At 70.8% G+C, this 23,599-nt stretch carries 21 protein-coding genes; 9 read left to right on the top strand and 12 right to left on the bottom strand.

What is annotated here, in order from left to right; translation table 11 throughout:
• Positions 1-62 precede the first annotated feature (62 nt).
• Genes ACIBO8_RS33720 through ACIBO8_RS33705 form a run of 4 tightly spaced genes read right to left on the bottom strand, consistent with a single transcriptional unit; the run spans position 63 to position 2,604 of the window.
• The gene (locus ACIBO8_RS33720) at positions 63-803 is read right to left on the bottom strand and encodes an ABC transporter permease (protein ID WP_396119475.1); all 741 of its coding nucleotides are present in this window, start codon (positions 801-803) and stop codon (positions 63-65) included.
• A gap of 9 nt (positions 804-812) precedes the next feature.
• On the bottom strand, positions 813-1,679 hold the full coding sequence (locus ACIBO8_RS33715; RefSeq protein ID WP_396119474.1) for an ABC transporter ATP-binding protein: 867 nt from the start codon (positions 1,677-1,679) through the stop codon (positions 813-815).
• Complete coding sequence (locus ACIBO8_RS33710; RefSeq protein WP_396119473.1) at positions 1,676-1,990, bottom strand: winged helix-turn-helix domain-containing protein; 315 nt, start codon at positions 1,988-1,990, stop codon at positions 1,676-1,678. Before ACIBO8_RS33710 ends, ACIBO8_RS33715 begins: the two co-directional genes overlap by 4 nt.
• Entirely contained in the window at positions 1,987-2,604 is a 618-nt protein-coding gene (locus ACIBO8_RS33705) for a transporter (RefSeq protein WP_396119472.1), read from the bottom strand. Before ACIBO8_RS33705 ends, ACIBO8_RS33710 begins: the two co-directional genes overlap by 4 nt.
• 71 nt (positions 2,605-2,675) lie before the next feature.
• Between ACIBO8_RS33705 and ACIBO8_RS33700 the strand changes: the two genes are divergently transcribed.
• Entirely contained in the window at positions 2,676-3,098 is a 423-nt protein-coding gene (locus tag ACIBO8_RS33700; RefSeq protein WP_396119471.1) for a GNAT family N-acetyltransferase, read from the top strand.
• Here ACIBO8_RS33700 and ACIBO8_RS33695 read toward each other — a convergent pair.
• Positions 3,085-5,607 carry a PAS domain S-box protein gene (locus ACIBO8_RS33695; RefSeq protein WP_396119470.1) on the bottom strand — a complete coding sequence of 841 codons (2,523 nt, stop codon included), beginning with the start codon at positions 5,605-5,607 and terminating at the stop codon, positions 3,085-3,087. The two genes, ACIBO8_RS33700 and ACIBO8_RS33695, sit on opposite strands and share 14 nt — an antisense overlap.
• A gap of 1 nt (position 5,608) precedes the next feature.
• Positions 5,609-6,568: an anti-sigma factor RsbA family regulatory protein gene (locus ACIBO8_RS33690; protein ID WP_396119469.1), complete on the bottom strand. Its 960-nt coding sequence runs from the start codon at positions 6,566-6,568 to the stop codon at positions 5,609-5,611.
• Positions 6,569-6,870: 302 nt separating this feature from the next.
• On the opposite strand from ACIBO8_RS33690, the gene ACIBO8_RS33685 reads away from it, so the two are divergent.
• Together ACIBO8_RS33685 and ACIBO8_RS33680 are read left to right on the top strand one after the other, a co-directional pair.
• Positions 6,871-7,290 (top strand): ATP-binding protein, encoded by a 420-nt coding sequence (locus ACIBO8_RS33685; RefSeq protein WP_396119468.1) that lies wholly within the window; start codon positions 6,871-6,873, stop codon positions 7,288-7,290.
• An 18-nt stretch (positions 7,291-7,308) separates the two neighbouring features.
• Entirely contained in the window at positions 7,309-7,656 is a 348-nt protein-coding gene (locus ACIBO8_RS33680; protein ID WP_396119467.1) for an STAS domain-containing protein, read from the top strand.
• On the opposite strand, the gene ACIBO8_RS33675 is transcribed toward ACIBO8_RS33680, so the two are convergent.
• Complete coding sequence (locus ACIBO8_RS33675) at positions 7,653-9,695, bottom strand: HelD family protein (protein WP_396119466.1); 2,043 nt, start codon at positions 9,693-9,695, stop codon at positions 7,653-7,655. The genes ACIBO8_RS33680 and ACIBO8_RS33675 overlap by 4 nt on opposite strands.
• A 547-nt stretch (positions 9,696-10,242) precedes the next feature.
• Here ACIBO8_RS33675 and ACIBO8_RS33670 point away from each other — a divergent pair.
• Positions 10,243-11,097: a menaquinone biosynthetic enzyme MqnA/MqnD family protein gene (locus ACIBO8_RS33670; protein WP_396119465.1), complete on the top strand. Its 855-nt coding sequence runs from the start codon at positions 10,243-10,245 to the stop codon at positions 11,095-11,097.
• 13 nt (positions 11,098-11,110) lie between these two features.
• On the opposite strand, the gene ACIBO8_RS33665 is transcribed toward ACIBO8_RS33670, so the two are convergent.
• Complete coding sequence (locus ACIBO8_RS33665; protein WP_396119464.1) at positions 11,111-12,079, bottom strand: alpha-hydroxy acid oxidase; 969 nt, start codon at positions 12,077-12,079, stop codon at positions 11,111-11,113.
• Between the two features lie 2 nt (positions 12,080-12,081).
• On the bottom strand, positions 12,082-13,038 hold the full coding sequence (locus ACIBO8_RS33660) for an aldo/keto reductase (protein WP_396119463.1): 957 nt from the start codon (positions 13,036-13,038) through the stop codon (positions 12,082-12,084).
• A 290-nt stretch (positions 13,039-13,328) separates the two neighbouring features.
• On the opposite strand from ACIBO8_RS33660, the gene ACIBO8_RS33655 reads away from it, so the two are divergent.
• Entirely contained in the window at positions 13,329-14,933 is a 1,605-nt protein-coding gene (locus ACIBO8_RS33655; RefSeq protein WP_396119462.1) for a beta-1,3-glucanase family protein, read from the top strand.
• An 894-nt stretch (positions 14,934-15,827) separates the two neighbouring features.
• Here the strand turns inward: ACIBO8_RS33655 and ACIBO8_RS33650 are convergent.
• The 3 genes from ACIBO8_RS33650 to ACIBO8_RS33640 form a co-directional block, all read right to left on the bottom strand.
• Positions 15,828-16,655, bottom strand: coding sequence for an SWIM zinc finger family protein (locus tag ACIBO8_RS33650; RefSeq protein WP_396119461.1), 828 nt, complete (start codon positions 16,653-16,655; stop codon positions 15,828-15,830).
• A 127-nt stretch (positions 16,656-16,782) separates the two neighbouring features.
• A complete protein-coding gene (locus ACIBO8_RS33645; RefSeq protein ID WP_396119460.1) occupies positions 16,783-19,821 on the bottom strand; it encodes a DEAD/DEAH box helicase in 3,039 nt (1,012 codons plus the stop codon).
• A gap of 31 nt (positions 19,822-19,852) precedes the next feature.
• A complete protein-coding gene (locus ACIBO8_RS33640) occupies positions 19,853-20,137 on the bottom strand; it encodes a hypothetical protein (protein WP_396119596.1) in 285 nt (94 codons plus the stop codon).
• A 57-nt stretch (positions 20,138-20,194) separates the two neighbouring features.
• Between ACIBO8_RS33640 and ACIBO8_RS33635 the strand changes: the two genes are divergently transcribed.
• The 4 genes from ACIBO8_RS33635 (at position 20,195) to ACIBO8_RS33620 (ending at position 23,581) form a co-directional block, all read left to right on the top strand.
• Positions 20,195-20,941, top strand: a complete 747-nt coding sequence (locus ACIBO8_RS33635; protein WP_396119592.1) for a TetR/AcrR family transcriptional regulator — start codon at positions 20,195-20,197, stop codon at positions 20,939-20,941.
• A gap of 46 nt (positions 20,942-20,987) precedes the next feature.
• Positions 20,988-22,223: a cyclic dehypoxanthinyl futalosine synthase gene (gene mqnC, locus ACIBO8_RS33630; RefSeq protein WP_396119459.1), complete on the top strand. Its 1,236-nt coding sequence runs from the start codon at positions 20,988-20,990 to the stop codon at positions 22,221-22,223.
• A 268-nt stretch (positions 22,224-22,491) separates the two neighbouring features.
• The gene (locus ACIBO8_RS33625; RefSeq protein ID WP_396119458.1) at positions 22,492-23,238 is read left to right on the top strand and encodes a demethylmenaquinone methyltransferase; all 747 of its coding nucleotides are present in this window, start codon (positions 22,492-22,494) and stop codon (positions 23,236-23,238) included.
• 49 nt (positions 23,239-23,287) lie between these two features.
• On the top strand, positions 23,288-23,581 hold the full coding sequence (locus tag ACIBO8_RS33620; protein ID WP_396119457.1) for a hypothetical protein: 294 nt from the start codon (positions 23,288-23,290) through the stop codon (positions 23,579-23,581).
• The last annotated feature ends 18 nt before the right edge of the window (positions 23,582-23,599 follow it).

Below are 23,599 nucleotides of genomic sequence, written 5' to 3'. Positions count from 1 at the left end.
CGGCGGGCGACAGATGGATCGTTGCACCGCGATGCCTGGTACGAGGGCGCTCAGTCGGAAGTTCAACTGAACCGCCGACCCTCGTCGCGGCGATAGGCCCATGTGGCCACCCCACCGAGGGCGGCGGTCCAGGCGAGCAAGGCGGCTATCGATGCAATTTGCACCGGGAAGTCGCCGACGGCCGCCCACATCAGGCGTACGGCCGCGCCGGTGGGCACGTAGGGCGCGACGGTCTCGACGAATCCGGGTGCGTCGCCGGGTGCCGTCATCAGCCCGCCCCCGAATGCCAGCGGGAAGAACAGCACCTGGGCCAGGACGATCGCCGCCTTGGCGGGCAGCGAGTAGCCGATCGCGAGCCCCATCAGCGTGAACGGCACGGCGGCGGCCACGACCGCACCGAGGGCCGCCACGAAGCCGGCGGCGGTGATGCTCGCCTCGGTCGCCACGGCCGCGATCACCACGACCGGGATCAGGGACAGCACCATCAGGACGAGTCCGGCCAGGATCCGGCCCACGAAGCGGGGCGCGGCGCCGGCCGGGAGCGTGCGCGCGTACGGGTCCCAGGGCTGGGCGCGGTCCTCGGCGACGCCGATGCCGTACTGGAAGAGGTTCGACGTCATCACCACGAAGGTCACCATCGACGCGGTGGCGTAGGTCGCGTACGTGCGGTCGCTGCCGACGAACGGCACGACGAAGAAGATCATCGACGCGGCCGGGAAGAACGCGCTGCCGATCAGCGCCATCGGGATGCGCAGCGTCTCGGTCAACTGGAACCGGGCATGGGTCAGGGCGAGGGACGACACGGCACTCCTTCAGGCGGCGGTCAGGGTGAGGAACGCTTCCTCCAGCGACGTGGGCCGGATCTCCAGGTCCCGGAACGGCACGTCGTGCGCGACGAGGTCGCGGACCAGCCGGTCGGCATCCGGCGTCAGGAGATGGGTACGGTCACCGTCATGCTCGGTGCCGACCACCCCGGGAAGATCCGGTACGGGTACGGCCACCGTCACGCTCACCCGCCGGATCCCGACCATTCCCCGTATGGCGGCAACGGTGTCGTCGGCGAGTACCCGGCCGCCGCCGATGACCACGACGCGGCTCGCCAGCGCTTCCACCTCCTCGAGGTAATGGCTGGTCAGCACGACCGTGCCGCCGTCGGCGTGGAAGGCGCGGATGCCGTCCCACAGCGCGTGCCGGGCCTCGACGTCCAGCCCGGTCGTCGGCTCGTCGAGGAAGACGATGCGGGGGCGTCCCACGAAGGCGAGGGCCACCGCCAGCCGCCGCTTCTGTCCGCCGGATAGGCCGCCGGTCTGGCGCCTGACCAGGTCCTCCAGCCCGAACCGCGCGAGCAGCTCCGACCTGCCGAGCGGGTCGGGGAAGTGGGCGCGTACGAAGTCGACGACCTCGCCCACGCGTAACGCGGGCGGCAGCCCGGTCTCCTGCGGCGTGACGCCGAGCGCGCGCCGGGTGGCCGGGTCCCGCGGGTCGCCGCCGCACAGCTCGACCCGGCCGGAGCTGGGCCGCCGTACGCCGGTCAGCAGCCCGACCAGCGTGCTCTTTCCGGCGCCGTTGGGCCCGAGCAGGCCCACGAGCTCCCCGGCGTGGACGTCGAGGTCGAGGTGGTCGAGGGCGAGCACGCTTCCGTACCGCCGGCTGACGTCCAGGGCGCGGGCCAGGATCATCGGTCCTCCTTCGGCTCGAGCAGCTCGCGTACGGCCGCGGTGTAGTCCTCGAAGGCCAGCCGCCCACGGCGGGTGAGGTGCACGAGGGTGGCCGGGGTCCGGCCCTGATGGGTCTTGACGACCTCGACGTAGCCGGCGTCCTCGAGCTTGCGCAGGTGGACGGAGAGGTTGCCCGGGGTCATCCGCAGGATGTCCTGGAGCCGGGGGAAGGCGATGCTGTCGCCCTCGCGCAGCGTCGACAGCGAGGACACGACGCGCAGCCGGGCCTGGGCGTGGATGACCGGGTCGAGTTCCGGCAGGGCGTCGCTCATCGCGGCATCCGCAGCCAGGAGGCGAGACCGGCGACGAGCATCCCGCCGCCGCCGAGGACGGCGACGACCAACGCGTGCCAGCCGGGGCCGAGGATCACGCCTACGACGTTGATCACGCTGAGGAAGGCGCCCAGGCGGAACAGCGTGCGGTCGTTCCACAGCGCGCCGCCGGCCATGTGCAGGGCGCCGGTCAGTGCGGTCATGGTGCCGGCCCAGATCAGGTTGGTGAGGCCGGTGGGGAGCTGATCGCCGAGCCGGTTCAGCACCGAGATCATGCCGGAGAAGGCCAGCGCCCAGGTGAGCCCGTACATCGTGCCCTGGCGGGAGGTCGGGCCGGTGACCTGGCGTGCGGCGCGGGCGCCCACGATGCCGGTGATGGTGCCCGCGATGAGGATGAGCGCGAGCAGGACGAGCAGCGGCAGCCATGACGGCATGGCGACGAGGACGCGGTCGTCCGGGCCGTAGCGCAGGAAGAACACCGTGAAGCCGATGAGCCAGGCGATGCCCCAGGGCCACAGCAGGAGGCGGGGATCGGGCACGAGCCGGCGCACGGTGGCGGCCTGCTCCTGCTGGATGAGGCGCAGAGACTCGGCGGGATCGAGAGGCTCGTTCATGCAAAGAACTTTACCGCGCAAAGTCAAAGAACTTTGTGCCATAAAGTTGATCTCCGTTAGCATGCCTTGCCATGGGGGACGTGGTGCTGCGAACGGCCGAGTCACGCGAGCTGGGCGCCGTGCTGCGCTTCTGGCTCGCCGCAGCCGAGAACACGAGCCGGCCGGTGGACTCCCCGGCCGCCGTCGCGGCGCTCCATCTGCGCGACCCGGACGCCCTCATCCTCGCCCTCGACGGCGACGAGATCGTGGGTACGGTCATCGCCGGCTGGGACGGCTGGCGGTGCCACCTCTACCGCCTCGCCGTCGCCCCCTCCCGCCGCCGGGCCGGCATCGGCCGCGCCCTGCTCGGGGCCGCCGAGCAGCGCTGCCGGGCCCTGGGCGGCATCCGGATGGACGCGATGGTCCTCGACGACAACGAGGCCGCCCATGACATCTGGGCGGCCCACGGCTACCGCCGCCAGGACGACTGGTCCCGCTGGATCAAGCCGCTCTGAGCCGGCCCGGCGGTGAGTAGCGCAGGCAGACCAGGACGATGTCGTCCTCGGTCGGGGAGTCGTCGATCATTTGATGAATGACCCGGTCGGCGATCTCGGAGAGGCTCTCCGTGGCGAGGGCGTGGGCTGTCGTCTCCAGGCGGGCGATGCCCGTTTCCAGCGTCCGGTTACGGCGCTCGATGAGGCCGTCAGAGTAGAGGACAACCAGAGATCCCGGTTCGAGGGTCACCTGTGCCCGCGGGCGCTGCCAGGCATCGCCCGGCCGGAGATATCGATGAATGGCCGGTGCTCGTGCGCCTCGGAGTCGATCCGGTGCCCGCCCGGGCGCCAGGACGAGCGGCGGTGGGTGCCCGGCCGACGAGTAGGTGAGCACGCCCGACTCCGTATCGATGATCACGCAGATGGCGGTGAGGAACGTGGCGCCGCTCGGTCCGCGGGCGTATCCGGCGAGGGCGTCGAGAACCGCTGCCGGGTCGGCGGGGGTGTGCGTCACCAACGCTGCGGTGACGGCCCGCAGGCGCCCCATGGCGATCGCCGCATCCATCGTGTGCCCGGCGACGTCGCCCACGATGACGCCGATCCGGCCGTCGGGCCAGGCGAACGTGTCGTACCAGTCGCCGCCGACCTCGAGAAGCCGGTCGCCGGCCCGGTAGCGGGCCTCGATGCCGAGGCGGGGATTCGATGCCACGTGATCGGGCAGTAGGGCCCGTTGCAGGCGTACGGCGATGTCGTGCTCCTGCTGGCGCACGTGGGTGGACATCAGCACCAGGCCGACGCGCCGGGCGAGGTCCTCGAGGAAGGCCAGGTCGTCCGGCCCGTACGGGCCCCGCCCGGCCTCGGTGAGCCCCACCATCAGCGCGCCCGGTCGTGCGTCGCCCAGGGCGAGCGGTACGGCCATGTGCGAGTGGGTGCCCAGTTCGGTGAGGAGGTCGGCGGCTTCGGCGTCCCGGCGGGTGAACCCGGCGATCATGTCCTCGGTGATGACGCTGAGCAGGGTCGCCGTTCCGGCGGCGGTCGTGTGCATGGAATGGGCGTCCTGGGCACCGGTGCGGTGCCGTGTCCGCAACCGGCGCAGGATCTCGGCCCTGGCGGGATCGCAGTGTGCCAGGGCGAGGAGGAAGTCTCCCTCGCCGGGTGCCTCGACGGTCGCGTAGTCCGCGTAGCGCGGAACCAGGACGTCGGCGAGACACCGAGCCTGTGCCGCCACCGTGTGGTGGCGCTCCATGGCGCTGAGCACGTCGACGATCAGCTCCGTACGAGCGTGCCGCTCCTGCCGGGCACGCTCCTCCCGGGCCTGCTGAAGGGCTGCCCAGGTGCGCTCCGCGGTGTCGCTGACAAGGGCCAGGTCATCGGCGGACCAGAAGCGCGGTCGCAGGTCGTGAACCGTGAGCGCCGCCACCGGCCGGCTCTGCTTGACCACGGGTACGACGACGTACGCCCCCGTACCCGGTCCGGTCTCCTTCGCGCCGTCGACGACGACCGGGCGCTCGGCTCGCAGCGCCGTCATGCCCAGCGCACCGTGGTTGTCCAGGCAGTAGCGGGCGGGCATACCGGGCAGCCCCGGATGATGCTCGGCCAGCAGCGTGGCGAACCGACCGGCTTCGTCGATCTCCAGGTATTGCGCCCGGGCCGCCCGCAGATGCTGTGCCAGCATGCGGACCGCTTCGGCGGGTATCTCGGCCGGGTCCGCCGCAGAACGCAGGACGTCGGTCAGCCTCGCCCGGTACGCGTTCGTCGCGGCGGCGATGCTCAGCGTCGACTGGGCGAGCCGGCGTTCGGTCACGTCGACGCTGGTGCCGAGGTGCCCCAGGAACGTCCCGTCCGCGCCGATGCGGGGACGGCTCCACGACTCGACCCAGCGCCACTGCCCGTCCGCGCGCCGTACGCGGACCTCGCCGTGGAACGCCCGGCGTTCGGCGATGGCCGCGAGAAAAGCCTCCACGTACTGCTGACCGTCCTCCGGATGGGTCAGCAGGCGCCATCGGTCCGCCTGCATGTCCTCCCGGCTGACCCCGAAGAACGTGCAGAAGGTGGCGTTGACCCACTCCTGCCTGCCGTCGGCGTCGTGCTGCCAGACCAGCAGCGGCAAGTTGTCGGCCAGGTCGCGGAACCGTTCCTCGCTCTCGCGCAGGGCTTCCTGCGCGGCGAGGCGCTCGGACACGTCGACGGAGAGCCCGACGGCGCCGACCAGATCACCGTCGCGGATGATCGGGCTGGTGACGACCATCGCGGTGAAGGTCGAGCCGTCCTTGCGCCGGACCTCGCACTCCCCGCGCCAGCTCTCGCCCCGACCGAGCGCCAGCACGATGGCGCGGGTCTGCGCCTGCGAGGCCGGCGACGCGGTGACGTCGACGATCGACCGTCCGATGACCTCGGCCGTCGGCCAGCCGTACATCACCTCGGCGTATCTGTTCCAGACGGTGATGCGGCCGCTCGGGTCGGTCACGATGATCGCCTGTTCGGCCGCGTCCAGCAACAGCGCCTCGAGGCCCGCTCCGAAGGCGCTCATCTCAGGCATTGCCCGGCGGGTTGCCACGAGCCGCTTGGGCGAGTGCCACGTGAAAGCGGACCGACGTGCCGTCGGGACCGGAGTACGTCCGTACGAGATCCGTCACCATGTTGACCAGGAGTAGTCCGCGGCCGGACAGCTGCGAAGCGGGCACCGGCCGTCGTCCCGCCAGCGGATCGTCGAGCCGGCCGTGGTCGTCCACCTGGCAGATCAGTGATCCGCCGTCGATCCACAACCGCACGATGCCGCCTCCGCCACCATGCTTGATCGAATTCGTCGCCAGTTCGCTCGCCGCCACTTCCACGGCATGGACGCGCCGCTCCGGCATGCCGGAGCGCTGGGCGAACTCCGCCGCCGTCCGCCGCACTCCGGTCAGCGTGGCCAGGTCGAAGGACATGGTGAAGGCCCCCGCCGGTACCGGAAGCGCCGCATTGGCGGCGATCAACACCTCGTCAGGGGCGTAGCGATCGCTGGGACGCTCCCCGGATCCGTCGTTCACCACTGGATGGGTGGCGTACACCTTCTCGAGCTCCGCCCGGTCGAGGTGGTCCAGTGAGTAGGGGCACATGACGGCGATCCGCCGCCCGGCGAAAGCGAGATTGATCAGTGCCTCGTGCCGGATGCAGGCGGCGATGTCGTGAGGCGTACGGCCGGACCACACGGGCTCGCTGACCACTCGTACGCCGACGGTCGGGTGCGGGTCGGCGAAGGAGTGCAGCACCGCCGGGAGGATCCGGCCCGGGTTGCGGCCGACGTCGGTCATGTCCAGGAGACACACCTGGCCGGCGTCCGCACGCAACGCGTCCTTGATGCGTATCAGATTCGTGGTCGGAGCCGCGACCGCGACCGGCTCCCGGGCGGCCAGTCCACCGCGGACGAAGCTCAGCACCGGGGCCAGGTACTCCTCGGTGCTCGAGTACACGAACGCCGAGTGGGTGAAGCCGTCGGTTGAGACGGTCACCGTGCCGAAGTCCCCGCCGCCACCGCTCACGACCCACCGATAGACGAAATGCGGCGCCCGGCATTGGGTCGCCCGCCACGACGAGCCAATCACAAGCCCACCGCCGACCGCACCCCCCGCTCGTCCCCCCGTCACACGGAAGAGGCGGAGAACCATCAGAAAACGGACGGCAAGTCCGTCGCGGGCGCCCCGCCGCGCCCTACGGTCGCGTCAATCCCGCCGCTGCCACGACGGGCTGACAGGCGGTTCCCCAACCCCACCAGAGCAGGGGCGTCATGCGCGAACTATCGGAGTCAGGGCGGATGCCGGCAACCGGGGGCATCGTCCCCGTGCTCGAGTGCATGTTCGACCAGCACACGCTCGCACTCGTACGCCGCGAGCTCGGCCGGTACGGCAGAGCAGTAGGGCTCAACGACCGGCTGCTGTCCAACCTCGTGCTCGCCGTCAACGAGATCACCACGAACGCCGTACGCCATGCCGGCGGTGAGGGCCGCCTGCGTATGTGGCAGGACCGTCACACCCTGTGGTGCGTGATCGAGGACCGCGGTCCCGGCATCTCCCAGGAACACCTGGAGCGTTCGTACCGGCGCAGGCCCGGCTACATCGGCGGCCACGGCCTGTGGCTCACCCGGCACATCTGCGACGAGATAGACATCCGCACCAGCCGGTACGCCGGCACCAGGGTGACGCTGCGCTACGACCTTCCGACCGCGAGCACCTGAGATCAGAGGGAGCAGCCGATGGGTGCGAACGCCGGTGTCCCCCCGCCGGAGCTGCATTTCGGTCCCGTCGTCCGGCACTCGGACAGCATCGAGCTCAGCGTCGAAGGCGACATCGACATGACCACCGGCGACCGGTTCACCCAGGCCCTCGCCGACATCGTCGACGAGCCCGGAGTCCGCAGGATCGCCCTCGATGTCGGACGGCTTCACTTCATCGACTCCAACGGCGTCACCGCTTTGATCAAGACCCACTGGGCGGCACGTGAGCGGGGCATCGTGATGACGGTCCAGAATGCCGGCGGTCCGATCCGCGAGATCCTGGAGATGCTCGGCGTGTACGACCTGCTGACCGCCGAGCGCCTTTAGGCGCCGTCCGTGCCCCGAGGATTCAACGCCGCCGGCAGGGGCGCGGCGTGGACCACCGAGAGCCGGGACACGGCACGGGTCAGCACCACGTAGAGCCGGTGCAGCCCGCGCGGCTCGGCGGCGACGATGTCGGCCGGCTCGACCACGATGACGTGGTCGTACTCGAGGCCCTTGACGATCGTGGCCGGCACGACCGTGACGCGCGCCTCGGAGTCGACGTCGTCCGGCGTCGCGGCCTCGAGACCCGCCGCGGCCAGGTGATTCCGCAGCCGTTCCACCGCGGCGTCCGCAGCGATCACGGCTACCGAGCCCTCGTGCTCCAGTGCCGCGGTCACCTCCACGAGCGTCGCGCCGTCGACCTCGGCCGGGTCGGCGAGCTCCACGATCGCCAGGTCGCCGTCGCGACGCAGCGAGACGGCCTCCGGCACGTCCACCCCCAGCGCGGGCAGCAGGCGGTTGGCCAGGGCCACCACCGCAGCCGGTACGCGGAAACCGACAGTCAACGGCACGACGGCGGCGTCCGGCTTTCCCAGATGAGCCAGCGTGTCCTTCCACTGCGCCGCCGCCCACGGCGCCGTGCCCTGCGCAAGGTCGCCGAGCAGCGTGATCGAGCCGTGTTCGCTGCGCCGGGCGATGGCCCGCGCCTGCATCGCGGAGAGGTCCTGGGCCTCGTCCACCACCACGTGCCCGAAGCTCGTCTCGCGCTCCAGCAGCCCGGCCGCCTCGTCGAGGAGCAGCAGGTCGGCAGCGCTGAACCGGGCCGACTTCGGCGACTTGGGCGCCTTCGCCCACAGCAGCGCCGCCTGCTCCTGCGCGGTGAGAATGCCGTCGGCCGCGGACGCCAGCACCTCGGCGTCGGACAATACCGCGACGACCAGTGCCTCCGGAGTGAGCACCGGCCATGCCTTGTCGAGAAACTCCCGGACCGGCGCGACCTTCGCCATCCGGCGCAGCCAGCCCTCGCTCGGTGAGTTGCCGGTGCGGTACTCCGACTGCCGCTGCAGCAGCCCGACCACCCGCGCCTGCACCCGCTCGCGGCCCACCGCGTACGGCAGCCCCTCGCGACGCGCCTCGTCGACGATCCGGCGCAGCGGCTCCGCGTCGATCCGCCACCGGTACGAGCCGTCCGACACCATGATCGGGTCGGTGGGCTTGACCAGCCGGCTCCACACCGCCCGGCGCAACACCTCGGCCATCCGTACGTCGTGCTTCAGCAGCACCGCCGCATCGCTGTCCCGGCCCTTGACGGGCACGCGCGCGATCAATTCGTCCATGGTGGACTGCTGAACGTCGACCTCGCCCAGCGCCGGCAGCACCGCCGCGATGTACGACAGGAAGGCGCTGTTCGGGCCGACGATGAGCACGCCGGAGCGCCGCAGCCGTTCGCGGTGCGCGTACAGAAGAAAGGCGGCCCGGTGCAGCCCGACCGCGGTCTTCCCGGTGCCGGGCGCGCCCTGCACGCAGATGGATTCCTCGAGCTCGGCCCGGACCAGCTCGTCCTGCTCGGGTTGAATCGTGGCGACGATGTCGCGCATGGGCCCCACACGCGGCCGCTCGATCTCGGCGGTCAGGATGCGACTCTTGGTGCCCAGCTCCTCGCCGCGGTCCAGGTGCTCGTCCTCGAAACTGGTCAGTTCTCCCTTGACGAACCCGAACCGCCGGCGCGTCGACACCCCCTGCGGATCCCGCACGCTGGCCCGGTAGAACGACTGCGACAACGGCGCCCGCCAGTCGAGCACCATCGGCTCCCCGGCATCATCGGTGACGTGCCGCCGCCCGATGTGGTACGCGGACTCCTCGATGTCCAGCTTGCCGAAGAACAGGGGAGTGGTGGGATCATCCGCCAGCTCGGCCACCCGGCGCGACAGGGCACGCCCGAGGGTCTCCGCGGCGAACGCATCCCCGGCGACGTCGGCGGAGGACGAGAAGAGCGACTCGGCCCGCCCCCGCATCCGGGCAAGAGCGGCGCGGGACTCGGTCAGGTGCCGTCGCTCCGCGGCGAGATCGTCATCGAGGTCGGTGTGGGCAGGCAGCGTCATCCGAGGAACCTTTCGGCATCGGTGTCTGGTGGTTCGGCTGACCTGGGCCGCCCGGCGCTCCGTCAGGGTGCGGTGTCGGCAGTGCCCGGTTGAGAATGCGCGCGGTCCCCGCGGGCGAGCCCACCAGGGTACGCCCCCACCCGCCACCCCGCGACCGAATAAAACCGTGCATGTCAGGGAGGTCTAGGTTCCGCAGTGCTACTGGTCGCCGGCGACAAGTCGGGCCGTTGGCGCAGGTGGTACCGCGAGGCGATTCCGCAAGCCGAGCAGCTTGACGACACATTCTTGAGCACCGGTCACTGGGATCGTGCCGTCGACACCGTGGGTGGGCCGGCGGCATTCGAGGGGCCGTCGACGGCATGCTCGATGAGGCGCGCGGCTGGCGCCTGGCCGAGTTGCGCAGGCGGCGGGAGATGACACACGAGCAGGTCGCTTCGGCGACGAGCAAGTCAAGGCGGCTTGATCCGGCGCGGCGGGGGCACGGGCCGGACGTGAGATTGCTCCCTCCCAGCCGGTGGGAAGGCCGTGCCGGAGATAGCGTCGGAGCATGAGCGATGTCGCTGTTCAGCGCCCCCGGGTCGGGCACATCCAGTTTCTCAACTGCCTGCCGATCTACTGGGGCCTGATGCGCTCCGGCGCGCTGCTCGACGTCGACCTGCAGAAGGACACGCCGGATCGGCTCAATGCCGCGCTCGTCGCGGGTGACCTCGACATCGGCCCGATCTCGCTGGTCGAATACCTGCGCCATGCCGACGAGCTGCTGCTGCTGCCCAATCTGGCCGTCGGCAGCGACGGCCCGGTGCTCTCGGTCAACCTGGTCTCCACCCGCCCGCTCGCCGAGCTGGACGGCCGTCCGGTGGCGCTGGGCTCGACGTCGCGCACCGGGGTGCTGCTCGCCCAGATGCTGCTCACCGAGCGGTACGGCGCCGACCCCGAGTATTACCGCTGCCCGCCCGAGCTCAACCAGATGCTGCTGGAGGCGGACGCGGGCGTACTGATCGGCGACCCCGCCCTGCGCGCCCTCTACGAGGCGCCCGGAAGGGGGTTGGAGGTCATCGACCTGGCTCAGGCGTGGAAGGAGTGGACCGGCCTGCCGATGGTCTTCGCGGTCTGGGCGGTCCGGAAGGACTTCGCCGCCGCGCAGCCCGGCATGGTCAAGGAGGTGCACGAGGCGTTCCAGCGCTCCCGCGACCTCTGCCTCAACGAGCTCGACGCGGTCGCCGAGGCGGCCGCCCGGTGGGAGCCGTTCGACGCGGCCACCCTCGCCACCTACTTCCGGGCGCTCGACTTCTCCCTGGGGGAGAGGCAGATCGCGGGGGTGCGCGAGTTCGCCCGGCGGGCTGCCGCGCGGGGTGAGGCGCCGCCGCTCCCGGCCGACGGCCCGGTCTTCGCTCAGGTCTGATCCGCCCGGCCCGTCACGATCGCCGGGTCACCAGCGACTCGTCGACGTCCGCCAGCGACGGCACGCCCGCCTGCGCCATCGTCCGGGCCAGATCTTCACGACAGACATCCAGGAGCTCCCGTACGCCCTCAGCGCCGCCCGTGGCCAACGCCCAGAGCACCGGCCGGCCCAGCAGCACGGCCCGCGCCCCCAGCGCCAGGGCGGTGAGCACGTCGGCGCCGGTGCGGATGCCGCCGTCCACCAGCACCGGTACGCGTCCCGCCACCGCGGCGACCACCGCACCGAGCGCGTCCGCGGAGGCCACCGCCCGGTCCAGCTGGCGGCCACCGTGGTTCGAGACGATCACCCCCGCGGCCCCGGCCTCCACGGCGGCGACGGCGTCCTCCGGCCGCAGCACGCCTTTCACCAGTACGGGCAGACCGGAGATCCCCGCGAGCCACCCGACGGCGTCGGCCCCCAGCGCGGGATCCTGCTGCCGTTCGAGAGGCCTGGCATCGGGTGCGGCGTCCCCGGCCTCGGGCACAGCGTTCCGATAGACGTACGGGGCGTCGGCGGTCAGGACGATCGCCGTCGCCCCGCGCCCCGCCGCGTCCCGGACCTGCGCCTCGGTGATCGACCGGTCCCGCAGCACGTACGCCTGGAACCACCACCGATCCGACTCGATGACGCGTCCGGCCCGGGACGACTGCACGAGCATCGAGCCGGCCGCCGCCACGCCCCGCGCCGTCGCCATCTCACCTTCGGGATGCGCCAGGGTGTGCAGCGCGGTCGGCCCGGCGAGCACGGGCGCGGCGAGCTGCGTACCGAAAAGGGTGGTCGCCGTGCTGACGCTGGAGACGTCGCGGAAGAGACGCGGGAGGAACCGCCAGGCCCGCCACGCCGCGGCGGCCTCGTCCCTGGCGATGCCCTCGCCGGCCCCCGCCCGGTAGTAGTCGAAGACTGCCGGCGGCAGCACGGCCCGCGCTTGTTCCTCCAGGTTCATGCCTAGTTGCCCAGCACCTCGTCCAGGGCCGCGACGTCCTCGGCGGTGAGCTGCCAGGCGCCCGCCGCGGCGTTGGCCCGGACCTGCTCGGGCGTCGTCGCGCCGGCGATCACGCTGCTCACGGCCGGTCGCGCGGCCAGGCCCGCGATCGCCACGTCCAGCAGGGAATGGCCGCGTTCCTTCCCGTACGCCGTCAGCGCCTCGATGGTGTCCCAGTCGGCGTTCTCGAGCCATCGCCGGTAGCGCTCGAGGGAGAGCCGGGTGCCCTCGGCGGGCTGCTGGCCGCGCTGGTACTTGCCACTGAGCAGGCCGCTGTCCAGCGGGAAGAAGGGCAGCAGCCCGAGCCCGAACCGCTCGCACGCGGGCACGACCTCGGCCTCCACCTCCCGGTGCAGCAGGCTGTACTGGTTCTGCGCGCTGATGAACGGCGTCTGGCCCGCGGCGCGTGCCGTCCAGTCCGCGTCGGCGATCTGCCATCCGGCGAAGTTCGAGTTGCCGAGGTAGCGCACCTTGCCGCTGCGTACCAGATCGTCAAGGGCCGCGAGGGTCTCCTCGATGGGGGTGGCCTCGTCGGGCTGGTGCATCTGGTAGAGGTCGAGGTAGTCGGTGCCGAGCCGGCGCAGCGAGGCCTCGACGGCCCGCACGATGTAGCGCCGCGAGCCCCGGGCGCCGAAGTCGTTGCCGTTCACGCCCTCCATGTCCATGCCGAACTTGGAGGCCAGCACGATCTCGTCGCGGCGTCCCTTGAGGGCGGCGCCGAGGCACTCCTCGGAGCTGCCGTGCGGGGTGCCGTAGATATCGGCGGTGTCGAAGAGTGTGATCCCGGCGTCGAACGCCGCGTCGACGACGGCACGGGTCCCGGCGGCGTCCAGCTTGCGGCCGAAGTTGTTGCAACCGATGCCGACGACGGACACGACCAGCCCGGACGTACCGAGGCGGCGGTAGCTCATCTGACTCATGCTCCGACCCTATGTCGCGAGGTTCGGCCGGACCGCACCGCCGATCAGCTGCGAAGACATTAGCTGTTATCTATTGACACACCGAGTTAACCATTTGATGCTGTGAGAGCGCTCTCCACCTTCCCCGATCCGCCACGGCGAGCGCGGCAGTGCAGGCCAACGCTGGGATCCTCCACCGGCCCCGCGACGGTCGTTCACATTCGTTGCTTCTCGCTTGGTCCTGGTCCATCCGTCCCCTACTCCCTGGTTCTCCCCCCGCTTTGTCTCCGCTTCGTCCTCGAGGAGTCACTGTGCGTACCAGAAGAAAGCTGCTGCATGCGCTGGCCGCGCTGGCCGTGGCCGTACCGATCGGCATCGCCGCCGCCACCCCCGCCCAGGCCGTCGGCCCGGCGCTGCTCCCCGTCACGGTCACGAACAACACCGGCCGCGGCGAAGCCGTCTACCTGTACGTGATCGGCATCAACCTCAGCACCAACCGGCTCGGGTACGTCAACCAGGGCGGCACGTTCACCCCCTGGCCGGCCGGGCAGATCCCGCCGTCGCCGGCCCCGGACGTCGCCATCGGCGGCCCGGGCAACGGCGGCACGACGACGATCCAGTTCCCGCGCGGCTTTTCCGGCCGCGTCTACTTCTCCCTCGGCGAGAAACTCAAGTTCTTCCTGACGCCCGACGGCCTGGTCCAGCCGGCCCCGTGGGCCACCGGCGACCCGAACTACAACATCCTGTTCGACTGGAGCGAGTTCACGTACAACGACTCCGGCCTGTGGCTCAACAGCTCCCAGGTGGACATGTTCGCCGTACCGCACGCCGTGACGGTGACCGGTTCGAACGGCGTCACGACCAAGACCGGCGAACTGCTCAACAACGGTCGCACCAACGTGATCAACAGCATCAAGGCGCAGGCGGGCTGGGCCAACACGGTCTACACCCGCTCGGACGGCACGGTGCTGCGGGTCCTCGCCCCGGGCAAAGCGGCGGGCGCCGGGCTGCTGAGCGCCAACTACCTCGACCCGTACATCACGTCCGCATGGAACGCGTACGCGTCGAAGACCTTGACCGTCGTGCCGTTCGCGGACCAGCCGAATACCAAATACTTCGGGCGTACATCGGGCAACGTCATGACCTTCACCAACTCGGCGGGCCAGCAGGTGGCCTCGTTCAACAAGCCGTCCTCGGCGTCGGTGTGGGGCTGCGACGGCGACCTGCCGGCCCCGAACGACCTGGTGGTCGGCCCGATCTCCCGCACCCTGTGCGCGGCCCTCAACCGCGGCACCCTCGGCACGATCGACACCCAGCCGAGCACGAACGCCGCGCAGTTCTACCAGAACAACCCCACCAACCAGTACGCGAAGATCATCCACCAGAACATGGCCGACGGTAAGGCGTACGCGTTCGCCTTCGACGACGTCGGCAACTTCGAATCGCTGGTGCAGAGCGGCGACCCCCGCTCGGCGGGCCTGATCCTCAGCCCGTTCGGCGCGGGCGGCCCGACGAACCCGCCCCCGCCGACGGGCGGCGCGGTGCCGGTCATCAGCGACTGGAACGGCAAGTGCATCGACGTACCCAACGCCAACTTCGTCGACAGCGCGCCGCTGCAGGCCTGGACCTGCAACAACACCAGCGCCCAGAAATGGACCTTCACCAACGGCACCCTCCAGGCAGGCGGCAAGTGCATGGACGTAGCCGGCGGCTCCACGGCCAACGGCGCGGCGGTCCAGCTCTACACATGCAACGGCACGGGGGCGCAGCAGTTCGTCCTGTCGGGCGCCGGAGACCTGGTCAACTCTCAGGCCAACAAGTGCGTCGACATCAAGGACTGGAACGCGAACGACGGTGCGCGACTCCAGCTCTGGGACTGCGCCGGTACGGCGAACCAGAAGTGGCACAAGGGCTGAGGTAGAAAGCCGGCGGAGGGCCTGCGCGGCATCGCAGGCCCTCCGTTCTGCGCCCGGCCTCTGATCGGGCCGCGACGGTCGTTGCCGCGGCGGGGACCGCGCGGGTCCCGGCGGCGGCCGGGTCGCGGCTGGGACCAGGAGGGTTGTCACGGCCTGGTGGGGCCGCTGCAGCCGGGCGCCGGCCGGGTCCGCGACGGTCGTTCTTGCTCGGTGTGGCCGCGGTGGCCTGGGCTGCGTTCTCCTGACCGAGAGATGACGGCGCGGGTGCCAGGGCCCGGCGGCGATCCGCACCCGGGGGGCCGGGATGACAGCCCGGCAGGTTGCAGGTCGTCCTGCCTGGTGGCGGCGACGGCTGGACGGCGAAAGTCGTTGAGGTCTGGTGGCGGCGCTGGTCGGGCGTCGAGGGTCGTTGGCGGCGGCGAGACGGTGAGGGCCGTTGAGGCCGGCTGAGGCCGGGTGCGGCAGGACGGTCCCTGGTATGACGGTGGCGGCGGGACGGTGCCTGGTATGACGGTGGCGGCGGGACGGTGAGGGCTGTTGAGGCTTGCTGGTGCGGGGGCGCGGCGGCAAATCGAGCCCTGGTGCGGCGGCGGGACGGTCAGGGCTGTTGAGGCTTGCTGGTGCGGGGGCGCGGCGGCAAATCGAGCCCTGGTGCGGCGGCGGGACGGTGAGGGCCGTTGAGGCCTGGTGTGGCGGCGACGGCGCAACCGCGAGGGGTCGTCCGGACGTGGTGCAGTGGCGGGTCGGCGAGGGTCGTCCGAGCTTCGACGACTCGCAGCCCCACCACCCACGCCGACCCGATCGGCAAGGCTTGCTGAGCCCGCGACCGCGGGGAGAACACCACGCCGGTCAGCCGGGCGGCCGCCAGTCATGCGCACATCCGCTCTCGCCGGATCAAGCGGGCGGGTCAGCCAGATCGCGGTATGCAGGGCGAAGGATGTCCGCGAGCGGAATGTGCCGCACCCGGACGGGAGGCGGGTCGAGCACCCGGAGCAGGAGTTCCGGAGGAGCGGTGATCCGAGCCGGGCGTTCGCGGAGCCGGCTCAGTGAGATCGACGGCGTGTAGAAGTCGGTGAGGCGCCTGTCCAGCGGCTCCTCCTCGATGGCCAGGGGGTCGATCGTCTCGGTCGGTTCGGGAAGGCCGCGCAGGGCGGTCAGGACCTCGTCACGGTTACGGCCTCGCCAGGCGAGCACCAGGAACGGGTCGTCGTCGAAGGCCTCGGCAAGGACGTAGAGAACCGCCGACACATGCTTGCAGGGCACACCCCAATCCGGGCACGAACACCGCATGTCGAGTGTGGACGGGAAAAGCGGCAGGTCGAGCTCGTCGAACAGCTCGACGATCTCGTGCGGCATGTCGCCCGCCAGTAATGCCGCCCGATACAACGCCTGTGAGCCGAGTGCCGACAGCGCCACGGTCCACTGTGTTTCCTCGTATGCCGGAATCGCGATGCTCACCTGATACGGGTCCGGGCGCGACCCTTGCACTCGTCCGGTCACCTGGCCCGGTGCGAGGGTGAAGTCGAGAACCTGGCCCTGGCGCGCGTACGAGCGGCCGCGGGCAAGGCGGCCGGAAGCGCAGGTGCGTTCGAGGATGTCGACGAAGCGGCGCGACCACCACTGCTCGCCGATCTTCCCGCGCTTGGCACGCACCGCGATGCCGCCGTCGACGCGGATGGGTCCGCTCGTCTCGAACCAGCGGCCTTCGGGATCAACCGGCATATCGCGTCACCCCGTCCACGCCATCGGAAGGGCGGCCGCCGGCGAAACGTCCTCGACCCCAGGAGTCCACAAGGGAAGAAGCAGCCGACTCATGCCAGGGCGCGGCCCACCTGGACGCGCGTGCATGTCAGCTCACCGCTACCGGGTCGAGGGCGAGCAATTCGCGAAGCTGTTCCGTCGTCAGGTCTGTCACCCAGTCCTCGCCCGTCCCGACCACTGTGGAGGCCAGCGCCTTCTTGCGTTCAATCATGGCGTCGATCTTCTCTTCGAGGGTGCCGGTGCAGATGAATTTGCGGACCTGCACGTTGCGGCTCTGTCCAATGCGGAACGCGCGGTCGGTGGCCTGATCCTCGACGGCTGGGTTCCACCAGCGGTCCACGTGGATGACGTGGTTGGCCGCCGTCAGGTTGAGTCCGGTGCCGGCCGCCTTGAGGGACAGCAGGAACACCATCGGCTCGGTGTCCTTCTGGAAGCGTTCGACCAACTCGTCACGCTTCGCCTTCGAAAGTCCACCATGGAGCCAGAGAACCGGGCGGTCGAGGTGGGCGGCCAGGTACGGCTGGAGCATCGCGCCGAACTCCGCGTACTGCGTGAAGATCAGGGCCTTGTCGCCGTCCTCGACGATCTCTTCGGTCAGCTCTTCCAGGCGGGCGAGCTTGCCGGAGCGGCCGGGGAGGCGGGAACCGTCCTTGAGCAGGTGGGCGGGGTGGTTGCAGACCTGCTTCAGCTTCGTCATGGCGGCGATCACGTTGCCGCGGCGCTGGATGCCCTCGCTGCCCTCGATGACCGCCATCATGTCCTCGACCACCGCCTGGTAGAGGGTCGCCTGTTCCGCGGTGAGGGGGCACCAGACCTTCATCTCGTTCTTCTCCGGGAGGTCCGAGATGATCGACTTGTCGGTCTTGAGGCGGCGCAAGACGAACGGGCCGGTCGCGCGCTTGAGGGCGGCGGTCGCGTCCGCGTCGCCGCGCACTTCGATGGGCTCTTGGAAGCGCTTGCGGAACCGTTTCGCCGGCCCGAGCAGGCCAGGGTTGGCGAACTCCATGATGGACCACAATTCTGCGAGGTGGTTCTCGACGGGCGTGCCCGTTAGTGCGAGGCGGGTGCGGGCCGGGATCGCGCGCACCGCCTGCGCCTGCCGGGTGCCACTGTTCTTGATCGCCTGAGCCTCGTCGCACACGACTCGTCCCCATTGGACGGACCGGAGCGTGCCGAGGTCACGGAGCGCTGTCCCGTAGGTGGTGATGACGACGTCGGATTCCGCCACCTCGGTCAGGAACTCGTCGTCACGCTTGCGCGTGCCGCCGTGGTGGACGTGCACGCGCAGGCTCGGCGCGAACCGGGCTGCCTCCTTCTGCCAATTGCTGACCAGCGACATAGGACAGACGAGCAGCGTCGGCGCCGGCTTGTCTCCCTCGGCTCGTTCCGTCAGCAGCAGTGACAGCGTCTGTGCCGTCTTGCCGAGGCCCATGTCGTCGGCAAGGACGCCGCCCAGCCCCAGCCGCGCCAGGAAGGAGAGCCAGGACAAACCCCTTTCCTGGTACGGCCTGAGCACCCCCTGGAAGCCGGCCGGCGTGCTCACCGGCGTCAGCCGCTCGGCCGCGTTGCCCGAGACGAGGTCGCCCAGGTGTCCGTCGGCGTCCACCTCGACCAGCGGCAGGTCCTCGTCGCCGCCGTCCACCACCTGCTGCAGCACCTCGCCGGCGGTCATCTCGCCCTCGCGGCGCCGGCTCACCGCCTTGAGTGCCGCCTTCAGCTGCCGCTCGTCGAGCTCGACCCACTGCCCGCGCACCCGCACGAGGGGCACCTTGAGCCGGGCCAGCTCCGCCAGCTCCTCCGCGCTCACGGCGCCGTCCCCGATGATCAGGTCGATGCGGAAGTCGACCAGTTGCTCGAGGCCGAACCCCGAGTCGGCAGCGGCCCGGCCCGACGGCGAGGTGGACTTGGTCCGGGTGGTCAGCTTGAGTCCGACCGCCTTGCGCCCGGCCCAGGACGGCAGCTGGACCCCGAAGCCCGCGGCCTGCAGCAGGGGCGCCGCCTGCCGGAGGAAGTCGTGTGCCTCGGCGGTGGTCAGCGTCATGCCGTCCGGCTCGGCCTGGAGCAGGGCCTCGTGCAGCGCCGGGAAGAGCCGGACCGCCCGCCCGAGGCCGGCGAGCAGGGTCTCGTCCGCGCGGGCGGTGAGTCCGGGGAGCCGGCCGCCGGCCCAGAGGTCCTCCGCGGGCAGGTAGAGGCTCGGGTCGTCGGCGGACTGCAAGGCGAATCCGAGTGCCCACTCATCCTCGCCCGGCTCCGGCTCGACGAGCCGGAAGCTGACCCGGACCGGGCCGTTCGCCTCGTGTGCGGCGTGCAGCCAGGCCTCGAGCGGCTCGGTCAGCCGGACGACGTCGGCGGGGTTCGCCTCCGGCAGGGCCGGATCCGCCGCGGTCAGGGCGGCGAGCCACCGGTCGGCCAGGTCGGCCTTCAGACCGGGGCGGGTCCCGAGCAGCAGTCGCTCGGGCAGCACTGCACGCGCCCCGGCGTCCAGCAGCGCGTTGAGTGCGTCGCGCAGCGTGCGAGCCGCACCGGCCTCCGTAAGCGCCGAGGCCCGGCAGACGGGCGGCATCGCCTCGGCGAAGTCGCGGAAGGCCGCGGCGTCGGCGCCGGTCAGCACCGGTCGCCAGCGCGCTGCGGGCAGGCCCGCCTCCCGCACGAGCTGGGGCAGCATCCGGCCACGACGCGCCATATCGCAGGCGTGACCGGCCAGAAGCGACAGGTAGCGCAACGAGGCGGCCGCCACCCAGGGACCCTCCGGATCAGGGTCCGCCAGCGCGCCCAGGGCGGTGAGCGCCTGGTTGCCCGGGAGCACCAGGGCCGGCGTCTCCCACTCCGCCAGCCGCAAGCCCCGGGCCGGCACTTCGCTGCCGGTCTCCGGTGACGGCACCGGACCCTTCGTGGTGCCGGGCAGCCGCAGGGTCACGGCCGTCTCGTCGGCCTTGGCGAGGGCTTCCCGGATGTCGTCGGAGGAGCCGGTCAGGGCGGCGGACAGCCCGGCGGCGGTGGCGGCGAAGGGATGCGGCCGCCGGCGTGCCCGGGAGGCGGCCAGGGGGAGCGCGGGGTCCTCCGCCCAGAGGGCGAGCCGTCCCGGCGCCGACTCACCGGCGATCCAGACGCCATGTACGACGAGCACTGCGACTCCGATTCCGATCGACCCATCGAGATTAACGACCGAGGCGGCGCGAGGCTCGCGGCGTCACCCACTCGACCAGCTCGTCCACGATGCCGTCGGGTCCGGACCATGGGCAGCCGCTCTCCCCGGGGCTCCTCGCGCGGCCGCACGGTGATCGGGACGCCCTCGGGACGCAGCTCCCCGGGAAGGACTTCCAGCCGCGGCGGGGGAAGACGATACCCACCGCGCCGTCGTCCGGGCCGAGGGAGGCGAATCCGTCGGCGGACATGCGCTCGGTGAAGCCGAAGTGCGAGGCGGCGGACGAAGTGATCAACACGGCCCTCCCCGAATTTGTGTACGGCGTATAAGATACGCCGTACAAGAAAGGAGCGCCATCCCTGTGGCCCGACGCACGATCGACTTGCTGTGGCTCGACGAGCCGCAGAACCGGCGCGGCCGGAAGAAGGGCCTGTCGCTGACGCAGGTCGTCGATGCGGCGATCGCCGTTGCCGACGCGGAGGGGCTCGACGCGGTCAGCATGCGGCGGGTGGCCCAGGAGCTCGGCGTGGTTCCCATGACGCTGTACACCTACGTACCGGACAAAGCAGCTCTTCTGGATCTCATGGTCGATGCGCTGTACCTGCGGATGTCACGGTCGGCGGACGACGGCCCCGGCTGGCGGGAGCGGGTGCGAGCGGTCGCCCGGGACAACCGCGCGCTGTACGACGATCACCCCTGGGCCGCGGAGATCTCGGCCGGCCGGCCTCCCCTCGGCCCCGGGCTGATGGCGAAGTACGAGCACGAGCTGCGGGCCTTCGAGGGCTCCGGGCTGGACGACGTGGAGACCGACTCCGCCCTGACCTTCGTCCTCGGTTTCGTGCGGCACTCGGCGCGCGCGGCGGCGGAGGCCAGGGCCGTTGCGGAGCGCTCCGGGCAGACCGACGCCGAATGGTGGCAGGAGAGTGGGCCGCTGCTGGAGAAGGTTTTCGACCGCCACCGTTATCCCCTGGCCGTCCGGGTCGGGGAGGCGGCGGGCGCCGAGCTGGGTGGTGCCTTCAACGCCGAGCATGCGTACGCGTTCGGCCTGGAGCGTGTGCTCGACGGCCTGCGCGCGCTGATCGACAGCAAGGGCCGTCAGTGACCCTCGCCGCTGACCGGGGGTGGCGGGGGGACGTAGTCTTCGAGGCGTGACGGTGAACGCGGAGATCGACAGCATTCTGCGGCGGGGTGCCGACGGCGGGCGGATCACGCCCGAGGAGGCCCTGCTGCTCTACACCGACGCGCCCTTCCATGCCCTGGGGGAGGCGGCCGACGCCGTCCGGCGGCGGCGGTATCCGGACGGCATCGTCACGTATCTGATCGATCGCAACATCAACTACACGAACGTCTGCGTCACCGCGTGCAAGTTCTGTGCCTTCTACCGGGCGCCGAAGCACAAGGAAGGCTGGTCGCACCCGATGGAGGAGATCCTCCACCGGTGCGGCGAGGCCGTCGACCTCGGCGCGACGCAGGTGATGCTCCAGGGCGGCCACCACCCCGACTACGGCGTCGAGTATTACGAGAACCTCTTCTCGTCGGTCAAGGCGGCCTACCCGCAGCTGGCCATCCACTCGATCGGCCCCAGCGAGATCCTGCACATGGCGAAGGTCTCCGGCGTCTCCATCGAGGAGGCGGTCGTGCGGATCAAGGCGGCCGGGCTGGACTCCATCGCGGGCGCGGGCGCGGAGATGCTGCCCGACCGGCCCCGCACGGCGATCGCCCCGCTCAAGGAGTCGGGGGCGCGCTGGCTGGAGGTCATGGCCGTCGCCCATCGCAACGGCCTGAGCTCCACGGCCACGATGATGATGGGTACGGGCGAGACGAACGCCGAGCGCATCGAGCACATCCGCATGATCCGCGAGGTGCAGGACCTGGCCGTCGCCAACGGGTACGTGGACTCGCCGGTCGAGGCCGACGGCGGTCTGGGCGGCTTCCGGGCCTTCATCCCGTGGACGTACCAGCCGGAGAACAACCACCTCAAGGGCCGCACCCAGGCCACCACCATGGAATACCTGCGGTTCATCGCGGTGTCCCGGCTGTTCTTCGACAACATCGCCCACCTGCAGGCCTCCTGGCTGACCACGGGCAAGGACGTCGGCCAGCTCTCGCTGCACCTGGGCGTCGACGACCTCGGCTCGATCATGCTGGAGGAGAACGTCATCTCCTCGGCGGGCGCCCGGCACCGCTCGAACCTGCACGAGCTGATCTGGATGATCCGTACGGCCGGCCGTATCCCGGCCCAGCGCGACACCCTCTACCGGCACCTCGCCGTGCACCACACCGAGGCCGACGACCCCACGGACGAGCGGGTGGTCTCGCACTACTCGTCGATCGCGATGCCCGAGGGGGGCCGCAAGAACCTGCCGCTGGTCGACGCGCGCTGAGGGGTGTCGATGGGCCGTACGACCTCGCCGGTCGGCCGATCGGCCAGGCGCGGCTCGGCGGACCGGGGAGGGGCGGATTGCTCCTCGGTAACGAGCTCAGCGTGTCTCTGGCAAGCCGCGTTCGCGCTGGTTACGGTGCCTGCGTAACACCGAGTAACAACGGTGTGGCACCGCACTAACTGAAGCGTCGCCGAGGCTTTGACCGCCGGCGGTGGGTTCGGACCCGACCGATGGCGGTCGTATATATAACGCACAAGGAACGGGCGGGATGGGTCACCATCCCGCCCGTTCTGCACGTGGGAGCTGGCAGTATTCACGCGTGACGCGCGCAGACCTGGACAAGCAGCCGCACGAGGTCGCCGAGATGTTCGACGGCGTGGCCGAGCGGTACGACCTCACCAACACCGTCCTCTCCTTCGGCCAGGACCGCGGCTGGCGCCGGGCGACCCGCGCCGCCCTGGGCCTGCGCCCGGGGGAGCGGGTCCTCGACGTGGGCGCCGGCACCGGCGTGTCGACCGAGGAACTGGGGCTTTCGGGCGCCTTCGCGGTCGGCGCTGACCTCTCTACCGGCATGCTTCGGGCCGGCCGCAAGGTCCGCCGGGACGTGCCGCTGGTCGCCGGTGACGCGCTCAAGCTGCCGTTCGCGGACGAGGCGTTCGACGCCGTCACGATCTCGTTCGCCCTGCGCAACGTCGTCGACACCGGCGCCGCGCTGCGGGAGCTGGCCCGGGTGACCCGGCGGGGCGGGCGCCTGGTGGTGTGCGAGTTCAGCAGCCCGACCAATCCCGCGTTCCGCAGGGTCTACATGTCGTACCTGATGCGGAGCCTGCCGGCGGTCGCCCGGGGCGTTTCCAGCAACCCGGACGCGTACGTGTATCTGGCCGAGTCGATCCGGGCCTGGCCGGACCAGGCGGCGCTGGCGGCCCGCATCGCGGAGGCCGGCCCGTGGAGCCGGGTGGGATGGCGCAACCTGACCGGCGGGATCGTGGCTCTCCACCGCGCTACAAAGAGCTAAAAAACGCTGTTCGCCCGTTTTGGCCGTGGTCGAGGTGTTAGCTCGGGGTATGACGACAATCGACCTCTTTGTCGACGACTCGGACATCGACGTCGCGATCGACGACCGGGACGAGGGCGAGCGACGGGCCCTGGAGCTGGCGGACCGGATCCGGATGGTCGCCGCCCACGACCCGGGACACGCGCAACGGCTGGTTGATGAGCTGATCGTCCAACTGGATCGAGCTCTGGGCGGTACGTTTCGGGAATACCTGGACGGACCCGCCCGCGACGTAGCGGATCGGGCGCTGACCGGGGCAGGCAGTGAAAGTTCGGCGGTAATTTCACCGGCGGAAAATAGTTAGGGTTCCCTAACCCTAACC

Source organism: Actinoplanes sp. NPDC049681, from assembly GCF_044465265.1.
Classification (GTDB): Bacteria; Actinomycetota; Actinomycetes; order Mycobacteriales; family Micromonosporaceae; genus Actinoplanes.
Note: the sequence above shows the minus strand (reverse complement) of the source record. Positions and strands in the feature narration are given on the sequence as shown.

Excerpts from the sequence above, each read along its gene's own strand:
- ACIBO8_RS33665 (WP_396119464.1), bottom strand. The coding sequence starts at position 12,079 with ATGAACCTGGAGGAACAAGCGCGGGCCGTGCTGCCGCCGGCAGTCTTC.
- ACIBO8_RS33705 (WP_396119472.1), bottom strand. The coding sequence starts at position 2,604 with ATGAACGAGCCTCTCGATCCCGCCGAGTCTCTGCGCCTCATCCAGCAG.
- ACIBO8_RS33670 (WP_396119465.1), top strand. The coding sequence starts at position 10,243 with ATGAGCGATGTCGCTGTTCAGCGCCCCCGGGTCGGGCACATCCAGTTT.
- ACIBO8_RS33675 (WP_396119466.1), bottom strand. The coding sequence starts at position 9,695 with ATGACGCTGCCTGCCCACACCGACCTCGATGACGATCTCGCCGCGGAG.
- ACIBO8_RS33650 (WP_396119461.1), bottom strand. The coding sequence starts at position 16,655 with ATGCCGGTTGATCCCGAAGGCCGCTGGTTCGAGACGAGCGGACCCATC.
- ACIBO8_RS33685 (WP_396119468.1), top strand. The coding sequence starts at position 6,871 with ATGCCGGCAACCGGGGGCATCGTCCCCGTGCTCGAGTGCATGTTCGAC.
- ACIBO8_RS33620 (WP_396119457.1), top strand. The coding sequence starts at position 23,288 with ATGACGACAATCGACCTCTTTGTCGACGACTCGGACATCGACGTCGCG.
- ACIBO8_RS33625 (WP_396119458.1), top strand. The coding sequence starts at position 22,492 with ATGGGTCACCATCCCGCCCGTTCTGCACGTGGGAGCTGGCAGTATTCA.
- ACIBO8_RS33700 (WP_396119471.1), top strand. The coding sequence starts at position 2,676 with ATGGGGGACGTGGTGCTGCGAACGGCCGAGTCACGCGAGCTGGGCGCC.
- ACIBO8_RS33695 (WP_396119470.1), bottom strand. The coding sequence starts at position 5,607 with ATGAGCGCCTTCGGAGCGGGCCTCGAGGCGCTGTTGCTGGACGCGGCC.
- ACIBO8_RS33710 (WP_396119473.1), bottom strand. The coding sequence starts at position 1,990 with ATGAGCGACGCCCTGCCGGAACTCGACCCGGTCATCCACGCCCAGGCC.
- ACIBO8_RS33660 (WP_396119463.1), bottom strand. The coding sequence starts at position 13,038 with ATGAGTCAGATGAGCTACCGCCGCCTCGGTACGTCCGGGCTGGTCGTG.
- ACIBO8_RS33680 (WP_396119467.1), top strand. The coding sequence starts at position 7,309 with ATGGGTGCGAACGCCGGTGTCCCCCCGCCGGAGCTGCATTTCGGTCCC.
- ACIBO8_RS33715 (WP_396119474.1), bottom strand. The coding sequence starts at position 1,679 with ATGATCCTGGCCCGCGCCCTGGACGTCAGCCGGCGGTACGGAAGCGTG.